The 12,005-nt window shown below is 53.0% G+C and carries 10 protein-coding genes and 2 tRNA genes; 1 reads left to right on the top strand and 11 read right to left on the bottom strand.

What is annotated here, in order from left to right; translation table 11 throughout:
- Nucleotides 1–3: 3 nt before the first annotated feature.
- The 10 genes from QM016_RS06365 to QM016_RS06320 form a co-directional block, all read right to left on the bottom strand.
- Nucleotides 4–324, bottom strand: a complete 321-nt coding sequence (locus QM016_RS06365; RefSeq protein ID WP_282711251.1) for a rhodanese-like domain-containing protein — start codon at nucleotides 322–324, stop codon at nucleotides 4–6.
- 404 nt (nucleotides 325–728) lie between these two features.
- Nucleotides 729–2,621: an ABC transporter ATP-binding protein gene (locus QM016_RS06360; RefSeq protein WP_282711250.1), complete on the bottom strand. Its 1,893-nt coding sequence runs from the start codon at nucleotides 2,619–2,621 to the stop codon at nucleotides 729–731.
- Complete coding sequence (locus QM016_RS06355; RefSeq protein WP_282711463.1) at nucleotides 2,622–4,382, bottom strand: ABC transporter ATP-binding protein; 1,761 nt, start codon at nucleotides 4,380–4,382, stop codon at nucleotides 2,622–2,624.
- Between the two features lie 499 nt (nucleotides 4,383–4,881).
- Nucleotides 4,882–4,958: transfer RNA gene (locus QM016_RS06350), tRNA-Pro, on the bottom strand.
- Between the two features lie 24 nt (nucleotides 4,959–4,982).
- The gene (locus tag QM016_RS06345) at nucleotides 4,983–5,876 is read right to left on the bottom strand and encodes a 4-diphosphocytidyl-2C-methyl-D-erythritol kinase (RefSeq protein WP_282711249.1); all 894 of its coding nucleotides are present in this window, start codon (nucleotides 5,874–5,876) and stop codon (nucleotides 4,983–4,985) included.
- 17 nt (nucleotides 5,877–5,893) lie between these two features.
- Complete coding sequence (locus tag QM016_RS06340; RefSeq protein WP_016477356.1) at nucleotides 5,894–6,184, bottom strand: Veg family protein; 291 nt, start codon at nucleotides 6,182–6,184, stop codon at nucleotides 5,894–5,896.
- Nucleotides 6,185–6,343: 159 nt separating this feature from the next.
- Complete coding sequence (gene nagB / locus QM016_RS06335; protein ID WP_282711248.1) at nucleotides 6,344–7,078, bottom strand: glucosamine-6-phosphate deaminase; 735 nt, start codon at nucleotides 7,076–7,078, stop codon at nucleotides 6,344–6,346.
- Nucleotides 7,079–7,137: 59 nt separating this feature from the next.
- On the bottom strand, nucleotides 7,138–7,800 hold the full coding sequence (rdgB, locus tag QM016_RS06330; RefSeq protein WP_282711246.1) for an RdgB/HAM1 family non-canonical purine NTP pyrophosphatase: 663 nt from the start codon (nucleotides 7,798–7,800) through the stop codon (nucleotides 7,138–7,140).
- A gap of 121 nt (nucleotides 7,801–7,921) precedes the next feature.
- Entirely contained in the window at nucleotides 7,922–8,650 is a 729-nt protein-coding gene (gene rph, locus QM016_RS06325) for a ribonuclease PH (RefSeq protein WP_016477359.1), read from the bottom strand.
- A 73-nt stretch (nucleotides 8,651–8,723) separates the two neighbouring features.
- Nucleotides 8,724–8,799, bottom strand: a tRNA-Val gene (locus QM016_RS06320).
- A 160-nt stretch (nucleotides 8,800–8,959) separates the two neighbouring features.
- Here QM016_RS06320 and QM016_RS06315 point away from each other — a divergent pair.
- Complete coding sequence (locus QM016_RS06315) at nucleotides 8,960–10,519, top strand: UDP-N-acetylmuramoyl-L-alanyl-D-glutamate--2,6-diaminopimelate ligase (protein WP_016477360.1); 1,560 nt, start codon at nucleotides 8,960–8,962, stop codon at nucleotides 10,517–10,519.
- A gap of 569 nt (nucleotides 10,520–11,088) precedes the next feature.
- Here the strand turns inward: QM016_RS06315 and QM016_RS06310 are convergent.
- Entirely contained in the window at nucleotides 11,089–11,889 is an 801-nt protein-coding gene (locus QM016_RS06310) for a YebC/PmpR family DNA-binding transcriptional regulator (protein ID WP_016477362.1), read from the bottom strand.
- Nucleotides 11,890–12,005 lie beyond the last annotated feature (116 nt).

Here is a 12,005-nt window from a genome sequence, read left to right as displayed (position 1 = left end):
ACACTACTCAACAGGACCGGTATAGCCTCTGATACCTCCGATATTGCGTACGCTTGTATAGCCCATCTGCTTCAAGGCTTTCATGGCGCGTGCGCTACGAGCCCCACTTGCGCAGTATAGAAAGAGCGGAACCGCAATATCGGAAACAGTGGAGGAAATCTTTCCAATGCTGGAAAGAGGTACGTTCACTGCACCTTTTATATGGCCTGACGCGTATTCATCTGCCTCGCGAACGTCCACCAAAATGGCGCCTGAAGTCTCACGAGCTTCAGCAACGCCTTCGTTGATATTTGCTCCACCGCCAAAGAGAGAAAAGATACTCATAGTGTTCCTTGTTTTTAAAACATACCCATATCGATAATAGCGAAGATTGCAGACTACAAGCAGCCACATACAGCTACTAGCGGCTATGCCGACTATGTGCAGTTATGCGCAGCTATGTGCAGCCTTTCTAGCTACACAATTATAAAATGAGGCTTGTTGGCGATGTACCATAATTATGGTACATCGCCAACAGACACAAAAACAAAATTCATTAGCCTATACAAGACTCATTAGCCTGTACAAACTCATTAGCCCATAATTCACAAACCAAGGCCCAGCTAACAAGCATGATTCCTGCAGGCGTAGGCAAACCTATTAGCCTAGTGTGGACATCACTTGCGGCAAGGCACTCACTCCACCCGCCAAACTGTTCCGCCAAGACACACACCCACAAAACTCTTACGTTAAAGTGCCCATCCGCCAGACTGTTGCTGCAGCTCAGCCATGTGACGGAAGATTCCATCTTCTTTCTCGCATAGCTCGGCAGGCGTGCCCTCCTCAACGACCTTACCGTCTGCCAACACCACAATCTTATCGGCAGCCTCAACCGTGCGCATGCGGTGTGCAATCACCAGAACAGTCTTGCCCGCCAGCAGGCGCGTCAGGGCTTCTTGCACCTTAGTCTCGTTTTCCACGTCAAGTGAGGCGGTCGCTTCATCCATAAGTACAATCGGCGCGTCTTTCAACAGCGCGCGAGCAATCGATATCCTCTGGCGTTCACCACCTGACAGCCTGCTCCCGTTCTCACCAATCATGGTCTTGTAGCCGTCGGCCATCTTGTCTACGAATTCATCGCAGTTGGCCGCTCTAGCGGCAGTAAGAACTTCCTCATCAGTAGCATCCTTGCGCCCGATGCGAATATTCGCCATTACTGTATCGTCAAAGAGTGTGACGTCTTGGAAAACCATCGAGTAGTCCGTGAGAAGCATCTCGGGATCAATGCTTGCGACATCCACGCCGCCCACAAGGACGGATCCGGAAGAAGCGTCCCACAGCCGAGCCGCAAGGCGCGCGCAGGTTGACTTACCGGAACCTGATGGTCCGACAAGGGCGGTAACCTCGCCTTCCTTTGCTGTAAAACTCACGCCGTTGAGCACAACGTTGGACGCAGCTTTAAGCTCAGCGTTGGGCTCAGTGCCAGTCGCAACATCGGTCACGACGTTGGTAGCAGCGTCAGCCGTAGCATCAGTCACAGCGTCCTCGCCGGCCGGAAGGTCCTTCTCGCTGTAAGTGGTTTTGTACGCAAAGGAAACATTGTCGAACACTATATCGTGCCCAGCAGGGTTAAATTCGGCTGCTCCTTCGGCAATAGGCTCGTCGTAGATTGCCTGCAGGCGCTCGGCGGCAACCTCCGAGATAAACAGCTCCGCAATGAGAGCCAGCGCCTGATCAAAGGGGGCATAGATGCGAGTTACCGTCAAAAGGTACATGAAAAAGACCATGAAATCGATCTGCCCGGTCAGTATGAGATGGACGCCGGTAATGATGGTAGTTGCCACGCCAAGACGCATAATAACCGCCGCCGCATTGACAATAAGCCCGACTTTCAGCTCGGCGATGGAGGTGCTTCGCTCCGAGGCATCAATCTTGTTATCAAGCTCATCAAGGTAATGTTCAACCTGATTGGTGGCACGAATCTCACGTGCGGTATCCAACATCTCTTGGATACCGTCGGACACAACCAGCGCATCCGCGCGAGACTCCTCCGCGCTCTTTGAACAGACCTTACGCAAGCCAAACAGCAGGCCAAACGCTACAGGAACGCTCCACATGACCGCGATTCCCATGCGCCAGTTAAAAGCGATAAGCGCAATAGCCACAACAGCCGTTGAAATATACGACCCATATAGATAGCCCAGCACATGCGACCAGACGTGCTCCAAACGGTCAACGTCACTCATGATAGTTTCAGCGAGGTCGGCCAGATCACGACCGCCAAAGAAGGAAAGCGGAAGCTTACGGAGACGCTCGGCGATGCCTATGCGAAGCTTGCCAACCTCCGTATATACCGTACCGTAGGTATTTCTATATTGCATCTTATGAGCAACGAACGATATAACCAAAAATATTGCGACACTACCAACGCTATAGACCGGATCCGGTGCGGAGGCGCCTGTAAGCATCATCGCCATCAACTGCTGCATAAGCACGAACAATAAGCCGATGCCCGCAAAGTCCACAAAATTGACGACAACAGTCCATAGCATACCCTTCTTGACGTTGGCGACGCCTTCGTCGGTCAGGGCAAAACTGCGTTTGAACTTCTCGTTGAACATCTTTACCTTTTCTTCAAACATTTAGGCCACCTCCTTTGAGATCTTCCACGAAACGGCCTTCTGATAGTCGGCCCACATACGCGCGTACAGACCGTCTTTTTCCACCAGCTCAGCGTGAGTACCCTGTTCGACCACGTGGCCCTCGTCAAGCACCACGATCTTATCGGCATTAACGACGGTCGAGAGTCTGTGAGCAATCATTACAACGGTGCGGCCTTGGGTCAGCCGCGCGAAAGCCTTCTGAATGAGTACTTCGTTTTCAGGATCGGCGAACGCGGTGGCCTCGTCGAGCACCACGATAGGAGCGTCCTTCAAAATAGCGCGCGCAAGAGCAATGCGCTGCTGCTCGCCGCCGGAAAGATATGTGCCATGCGTTCCGATAACCGTATCCACGCCCTCAGGCATCTTCTCGATAATGTCCTCGCACTGCGCAGCCGCAAGAGCTTCCAACGCCTCCTCGCGCGAGGCTTGTGGTCGAGAAGCACGGACGTTCTCCAAGATTGTAGTTTTGAACAGATGGTTGTTCTGGAACACGAAAGCAACCTGATCCATCAAGACCTTAGGAGCAATAGAGCGCACATCGGCACCGCCGACTAACACGGAGCCCGTGTCACTATCCCAAAAGCGCGGGATAAGACTTGCGGCTGTAGTTTTACCACCACCCGAAGGTCCCACGAGCGCAACGGTCGAACCGGCGGGAACCGTAAATGTTACCTCGTCCAGGGCTTTCTTCTCGGCACCTTCATAGGTAAAGCTCACGTTTTGGAACTCAATGCCGTTGTCGGCGGGAATCTCAAAGGTCTGCGCCTCGCTCACCTGCGGAGCCGTAAGGATTTCTTCCACACGCCGCAAAGCGTCACTTGCCTGCATCATACCGCCCGCAGCGAACATGATCTTTGCCAGCGATGTAGACATAATTGCCGAGAAAATCGCGTAGAACGCAAAGTCGGTTATGAGCTCTGCAAGATTGCCCGACGCAATCGACCCCGGAAGCAGAAGAATGGTTACCGGAATCAAAAAGACAAAAGCGGCTTCGGTAAAGCTCAGGTTAATGCTTTGAGGAGTCTCGCAGACCTCTCCTTGATACTGTTCGGATTTAGCGCTGTACTCGTCAATAGTCTTTTTAAATATCGTAAAGGTGTGCACCGTCTGCTGGAACATCTTAACCACAGGAATGCCTCGCACGTATTCAGTACTGGCTTTGCTCATCTTATCGAGCGCCGTCTGATATTCGGCCATAAAGTCCTTGCCTTTGCCGGATACCATATGCATTATGCAGGCTACGGAAATGATTGCCACTGCAAAGCACGCCAGACCCATGCGCCAATCAAAGACAAAAAGCAAAATTACCATTGAGACGAACATGGAAATGGTACCGGCAATGTCTGCAAGATTATGGGCAAAGAGCTGCTCAATGTTGAGGGTCGCCGAATCCATACGACGGCGAAGGATGCCCGAAGCATGGTTGTCGTAGTAGCCAAGCGGAGCTGCCATCAAGCGCCTTGCACATGCCTTGCGCATATTTGTCTCAATGCGAAACGCTGCCAGGTGTGTGCACATGAGGCCGCAGAAATAAATGATGATACCCCAAACGGCAAACCAAAATGCCGCCCAACCGTAACTGGCAATAGTACTGGCTTCTTCCCATCTGGGAGCAACTGCAACAAGGTCGCGAACGACAAGCCAGATAAACACATAGGGCATCATGGTGAATATCATGGAAACCGCTACCAGCACGCAGCCAACGATGGTAAGTGAGCGTCTTGTCCCCGCAAAGTCCATGATGCGGGATATCGTTCCGCGTTTCTTTTGACTTTTTTCCTGCGCCACAAGAACCTTCTTTCTTTTTCCTCGTTGCGATTCACAGCCCTGGTTTTGTAGTGCCTTGCAATTACGTTCCATCGTAATTCATTGTGGGCGTGACCTGTGGGCGTGACCGCTCTCTATACAAACTGTTTTTGGTGATGCCGCTTTATCGCGGCAGCGTAGTTCCACATAACACATATTGTAATAGTAGACGAGTTTCATCTAAAAAGTAAGATAACGCTTACAATTGAAGACTCTCCGACGAAGGGATGCTTGCAGCAAAAGGGATGCTCACTGACAAAAGAGTAGCCTGCGGGCGAAGGGATGGTCCCTGCCAAAAGAACAGCCCGCAAACGAAGAAATGATCCCTGGGTATGCAGAGCTTTCCTCGTTTGTCCTTCATAGAGTGCGGCGCTGGACGCGAATCTACGCCTAGAAAAAAGCCAGAGGCGCTAACCTCTGGCTTGTCTTTTCATGGTCGGGTTGACTGGATTTGAACCAGCGACCTCTCGGTCCCGAACCGAGCGCTCTACCAAGCTGAGCCACAACCCGTTGCAAGAGAAAACTCTAGCAGATTTAGCCGTCAAAACCAACGGTCATTGTTGCAAAAGCACGCCAACCGTGCAAGCTTTGCGCCTCCTGGGCAATCTTTTTTGCTGATTCATGCGACGTACAAATAGCAAATGAACAGCTACCCGAACCAGAGACCATCGCGCCTACAACATCTGACCGTGCGGAAAGCCACCTCTCAATTTCTGCCACCTCAGGGCAAAGCGCCTTTGCCGAAGGTGCGAGATTGTTGTACAGAAGATCTGCGACCTGCTGGTATTCAGCTTCCGTAACGCCCGCACGTAAAAGATCGCACAGTCTGCTATACTCCTTCGGCTGCGTTGGCGCAACGTCAAAGGCATCATACGCATCTGTAGTCGATACGCCATCTGTCTTGGGAAGTACCAGTACAAGTGGCATCCCCACAATTTTGGGGAAGGCTTCTTCCAACACATCTCCCGCATTCAGAAAAAGTGATGGTACGGGGTGTAAAAAGAACGACACGTCAGCACCCACGCGGCGCGCCACGGCTACCACTCTGGAGTCCAACGCGTCAATACCCCACCGCTCAGCCAGCGCCCTCAACGTAGCCGCAGCATCTGCTGACGATCCTCCCAGTCCCGCTTGGTCAGGAATGGTATTTTCAACCTTGATAGAGACATTCGGTTCGCAACCGAGTTCTGCGGCCAGCATAGTGGCAGCCTTCCACACCGCGGTCTTCTCGCCAGCGATATCAAGGGCCGGAGCGTGCTCAATCACAAGCTCAGATGCATCGCAAACCGTAATAGTATTGTACAGTCCCACGGGAACCATGACAGAATCAACGCGATGGTAACCGCGTTTATCTTTCTCCGCATGAATTCCTAGATGAAGATTGATTTTGCAAGGAGTTTTTACCGATCGGCGTCCTTGTTCCTGCATGGGCGCGCCCGTCTTGCCTATTCCTCGAACGCGAAGTCAAAAAGACGTTCGCCGGATTCGATGTCAAACAGCTCAACGGTACCTGTCAGCACGTCTACATATTGATACGATTGGCGAGCAGTACGACCACGTCTCTCACCGACCTCAACAATAAACAGGCTCGGGTGCACCTGAATCAGCGTGCCCGTGCGCTCAATAATACGCGAGCGGCCCATATTAGCCTTGACTTTGACCTTTTGACCTTGGAGAGCACTCAGCTTCTCGTGAATCTCGTCCACACGATTAACTGGTGGAATCTCGTTTTCCATCTGGCCTCCAACGCGCGAACTACCAGTACACAGGGCGTCCGCGCACATATCCTAGACAATTCATCAAGACACTATCATACGGACTTTGGAGGTGAATCTCAAGAGCCGCATAACATCGTGCCAGAAAATCATGTCGTGGTGGCAGAGTTTGACAGAGTCCTACTCCGCGGGACAAAGCGAAAGCGCGGCTTCGTCGGCAATAACCGTGCAGTTGGGATGCAGCTGCAAAATGGAGGCGGGACACTGCGGCGTCACATGCCCATAGCACATGTCGTACGCCGCTTGAGCCTTATCAGCGCCCGACGCCAAAATAAGGATTGAGCGAGCAAACATAATGGTTTGGACACCCATGGTATACGCCTGGCGCGGAACGTCTTTTTCGTGCTCAAAAAGGCGGCTGTTAGCTTTGATGGTACTTTCGGTCAAATCGACGCAGTGCGTGCCCTTGGAGAAATACTCGGAAGGCTCGTTGAAACCGATGTGGCCGTTATGTCCGATGCCCAAAAGCTGCAGATCAGGATAGCCTGCCTCGGCGACCATCTCGTCATATTCACGGCACGCCGCGTCAGCGTCTGGGTTTGAGCCGTCAGGCACATGTGTATGGGCGATATCGATATTCACCAAGTCAAAGAGATTTGTCTTCATGAAGTAGTGATAGCTTTGAGGGTCGTCATGCGAAAGGCCGCGATATTCGTCCAGATTATAGGTGCTCACCTGGGAAAAATCCAAATCGCCCTTTTTGTTCCACTCGGCAAGCTGCCGATACGTTCCGATAGGAGTCGAGCCTGTAGCCAAACCGAGCACTGACTCGGGTTTCAAAATAATCTTCGCGGAAATGACGTTTGCAGCCTTGCGGCTCATATCATCGTAATCACGCGTGCGGACGATCCTCATCAAAACCTCCAGATATTACACGATTTGCTGTTAAAACTACCTTTTCTACCGGCAATATTTTAACCTTTGATTTGCTCGGAAAGCGCCTCAAGCGCATGGAACCGGTGAGAGATAGCATTTTTTTGGGCGGGCGTCAGCTCAGCCATAGTCATACCTGGCGAATCTATTGGCCAGAAAAGCGGGTCGTATCCAAAGCCATTCTCGCCACGCGGTTCAAAGCCAATGGAGCCCTCGCAATCTCCCTCACCAATAAGCACGCCTCCGTCTCGATACACAAGCGCAACTGAAGAGTGGAACCGAGCCGTACGCTCCTCCTTGGGCACCTCCTTGAGCTCATCCAGCAGCTTGGCATTGTTCTTGGCGTCGTTTCCGTGCTCGCCGGCATATCGGGCGGAGTAGATGCCCGGAGCACCTTCGAGCGCATCGACGCACAATCCTGAATCGTCAGCAATAGCCGCCGGAAAAGGCGTCTCGTCCAACGCGGCAAGCGCTTTGATAAGTGCGTTATCGCGAAAATTGGCGCCCGTTTCCTCAGGCTCGGGGAAGTCGCCGAGATCGCCAAGGGCAACAAAGCGCATCTCAGGCATGACTTTGGAAAGAATTGCCTCAATCTCCGTCAGCTTGTGCACATTGCCCGTCGCAACCACTACAGTATGCTCGGGGTCAAGTGCAGTACCGCCCTCGGAGCCAAGTGCTACGCTGCCAATCTTTGCATGAGTCATATTATCTCCCATCTGAGATGTATTGCGAGAAGTACGCGGACACGGCATCGGACGCTGACACCTACGGTCTTCATTGTCACAATTATCCGAAATCTTCATTGTCACAATTGTTCCGATTGCCTCAAAATCCCGTTATCTCATGTTGCAAGTCCAGTAAGTGCGCAACACCCTTTAAGCCGAGATCAAGCAGTTGATCAAGCTGGTCGCGCTCAAACGGACCTCCCTCGCCTGTTCCTTGCACCTCAATAATACGACCGCCATCCGTTCCCACGAGGTTCATGTCTACGTCGGCGTGACTGTCTTCTGGATAATCAAGATCAAGCAAAACGCGACCGTCCACCACGCCCATTGAAACCGCCGCTACCCGACCTGAAAGAGGAAGCCGCGGCAGCACGTCACGCTCAACCAGGCCCATCAGAGCATCATGGAGCGCCACCCAGGCTCCCGTAATACTTGCCGTACGCGTACCGCCATCGGCCTGAAGCACATCGCAGTCAAGCGTAACGGTATATTCGCCCAGACGCTTCAGGTCACACACCGCACGCAGTGAGCGGCCGATAAGTCGTTCAATCTCCATCGAGCGACCTTTACGCGCAGTGCGCTCCCGCTTTGTACGGCGATTCGTGGAAGCGGGAAGCATGGCATACTCGGCAGTCACCCAACCCGCATGTGAGCTGCACCGCCACAGGGGTACCCCTTCTTCAACCGTTGCCGAGCAGAGTACCTGTGTGTCTCCAAACTTCACCAGACACGAACCATCGGCATGCTTCATTACATCGCGCTCAAGCATCACCGGGCGCATCGCATCCCATGCGCGTCCATACGAGCGGTCTACCTGCACGTCCGCCATTGAAGCTCCTCCTAAGGGGTCAAAAAAACGCGGCACCCGAGCTGCCGAGCACCCGAGAACCGCGATGATTTCCTGGTGGGCGATGAGGGATTTGAACCCCCGACCTTGTGCGTGTAAAGCACCTGCGCTAGCCACTGCGCCAATCGCCCATGACCTGTGCAGTTTATCACAGGTTCACGCTTGCGCGCGCGTCATTATCAAACGGGCGGTATACTTTCATCGAAAACAAATTTTTGCACGCCCTCACCTGCAACCAACAATCGACCTTCAACTGATGGTCGACCCTCAACTGACGGGAGTCTATCTCACATGGCACTTCACTTGGCGGGACTTATTTCATACTTAACCGAGAAGAACCTTCTCGCTCGAACCTATTGCTGCGAAAACGCCGAGGCGATAGACGTAAACGGCGTTGATCACGATTCCCGTATTGTTGAGCCGGGGCACTTATTTGTATGCAAAGGGGTCTCGTTCAAACCGACATTTCTGACATCCGCCCTTGAAACTGGCGCTGTAGCGTATCTTTGTGCAGAGTCTCATGCCGCTGAGCTCGCTCAAAAAGAGCCTCATGTACCGGCCCTTATCGCGACCGATGCTAATTTGCGCCGTGCAATGGCCGAAGCTGCGGCATACGTCACCGGACATCCCGACCGCGACCTCACTATGATTGGCATCACAGGAACGAAGGGCAAGTCAACCACCGCCTACATGCTGCGCGCCATTCTTGACGGCGATACTCCTTATGAAAAGACCGCCATTATGGGCTCCATTGAAGTCTTTGACGGCATTGAGCGCGGTATGCCAAACAACACCACGCCGGAAGCTCCTGAACTCTGGAGGCACCTTGCCAACGCAAAGCGCTCAGGCCTCGCCTACATGGATATGGAAGTCTCCAGCCAGGCGCTTAAATATGATCGAACCTATGGCCTGAGCTTGGATATTGCCGTCTTTCTCAACATCGGCCGCGACCATATCTCCCCTGTTGAGCATCCCACCTTTGAAGACTACTTCGAGAGCAAGATGAAGATATTCGACATGGCGCAAACCGCTGTTGTCAATATGGATACCGACCATTACGAGGATGTTATCGCTTCCGTCCGCGCCGCTCACGCGCGCAATCCCCAGCACTGCCAGCGCATATGCACGTTTTCCGCCACCAATCCTCAGGCGGACGTTTGGGCAGACGACATTTCGTCCGAGTACGGCGTCGTTTCCTTCCGCGCTCACACGCCTGAGTGGACCGGCTATCTTTCCATTCCCATGCCCGGCCTCTTCAACGTTGATAACGCGCTTGCGGCCATCGCCGTTGCGAGCCTGCTCGGATTTTCCGGCGAGAAGCTCCAGTATCCCTTACTCAATACGCATGTGCCAGGTCGCATGGAGCTCATCCCCACCAAAGACCGCAAGGTTATGGCACTCGTTGACTACGCGCACAACCGCCTTTCCTATCAGAAGCTTTTCTCGTCATCGTCAAAAGAGTTTCCCAATTACAGCCGCTATATCGTTACGGGGACTCCCGGCGGCAAAGCGCAGGAGCGGCGCCGGGACCTTCCGGAAGAGGGTGCCAAGTGGGCTGACCACCTCATTTACACGGCCGAGGATCCCGCCTTTGAGGATCCGGCGGATATCTGCGCGGAAATGGCCGCAGCTACGCCAAAGGGCGCCTCATACGAGATTATCCCTGACCGAGAAGAAGCCATTCGTCAGGCCGTTCGCCTCGCTTATGCGGATAAGCGTCCGAGCATCGTGTATCTTCTCGCTAAAGGCGATGAGGACTTCCAGCATGTAAGGGGCAGAGACGTCCCCTGGAAAACCGATGCTGCAGCGTTCAAAGACGCCGTGCGCGACTATGAGGCGGGCAGGCTGTAAGGTCGCCTCACTACCTGCCAGCTGGAGAATTCCTCACTGAACGTGCCGCGCTTCTTGTGTCTCTCGTGCCTCTTCCAACAGCGGCCTTTTCCGAAGGTAGCCTCTCCAACGGCGGTCTCTTCCGAAGGTACACCTCTTCCGAAGCTGTGCCTTTCCTCAAGGCGTGTCATTTCCCTCCGCACGATTCCAAAAAAGTGCATGAGTTGTGATATGAAAACTCCTAAAAAAGGCATCAGTTGTGATAAATCCCCTAAAAATGCCATGAGTTGTGAAGTATTTTTATCACAACTGTGGCACTTTTTTGGAATTACCGTCCACGCGTACTCTAAGAAACGCGTTCACGCATGTTTTGGAGACGTAGCCGTGCATAACCAAAAAGTAAAGCCCGAGAAGTACAGAGAACTTCTCGGGCTTTATACACGAAGTCAAGACACCTAAAGAAAGCGAACTTCTCGCCAGAACTCGCTTTTATGTTGTAGGCCTTGCTTTTGCGCTACCGGCATTGCCTTTTTGTCCTGTAAGCCTTGCTTTTGTGCCACAAGCCTTGCCTTTGTCCTGCGAACCTTACCTTACTCGTCCTCTTCCAGAGCGGCGGCAATCTCATCGGTAACGTTCATGGTGCTGTAAACGTTCTGAACGTCATCAAGCTCGTCAAGCTTGTCAAGCAGGCGCTGAACCTTCTTGGCATCAGAAACGGACACGTCGGTGGGGGTAGTGGGAACCATAGTGAGCTCGGAGCCCTTGACCTCAATGCCCTGAGCCTCGAGACCCTTCTGGACATCCTGCATCTTGTCATAGGCAGTCCAGACAATCCACTGCTCGCCGGCGTCTTCGTAATCCTCGCCACCGGCCTCAGCAACGGCCATCATGAACTCGTCCTCATCGGTAGCGTTATCGCGATCGGCAACTTTTTTATCATCGGACACGATAACCTTGTCCACTGCAAGCGAGCCGCGACGCTCAAACTGAAAGGCCACGGAACCCGCCGTACCCAGATTGCCGCCCGAGTGTGTAAAAGCGGAACGGACATCGGCAGCAGTACGATTCTTATTGTCGGTCAGGCAATCAACATACACTGCGATACCCGCGGGACCATAGCCCTCGTAGACAATCTCCTCGTAAACGGCCGCGTCGGCGCCGGCGCCAAACGCCTTGTCGATAGCAGCTTTGATCTTTGCGTTTGGCATGGAAACCATGCGGGCGCGAGCGACAGCAGCGGAAAGAGTGGCGTTGTTGTCCGGGTTGGGATCGCCGCCCATCTTCGCGGCGACGGTGATATTGCGGGAAAGCTTGGAGAACAGCGACGAACGCTTGGCATCGATAGCTGCCTTTTTATGCTTCGTTGTTGCCCATTTAGAGTGTCCAGACATTTGCACTCTCCTTTTGTTTACATATAGAGTCAATAGCCTTTATACATTACCCTAAATCACGTTGCGAGAAAACCCTCGGCGCGGGAAACATAACATTTTCTGCACAGCCGCCCGCA

This window comes from Lancefieldella sp. Marseille-Q7238, assembly GCF_949152215.1.
Classification (GTDB): domain Bacteria; phylum Actinomycetota; class Coriobacteriia; order Coriobacteriales; family Atopobiaceae; genus Lancefieldella.
This window is presented reverse-complemented; position numbering and strand designations above follow the sequence as displayed.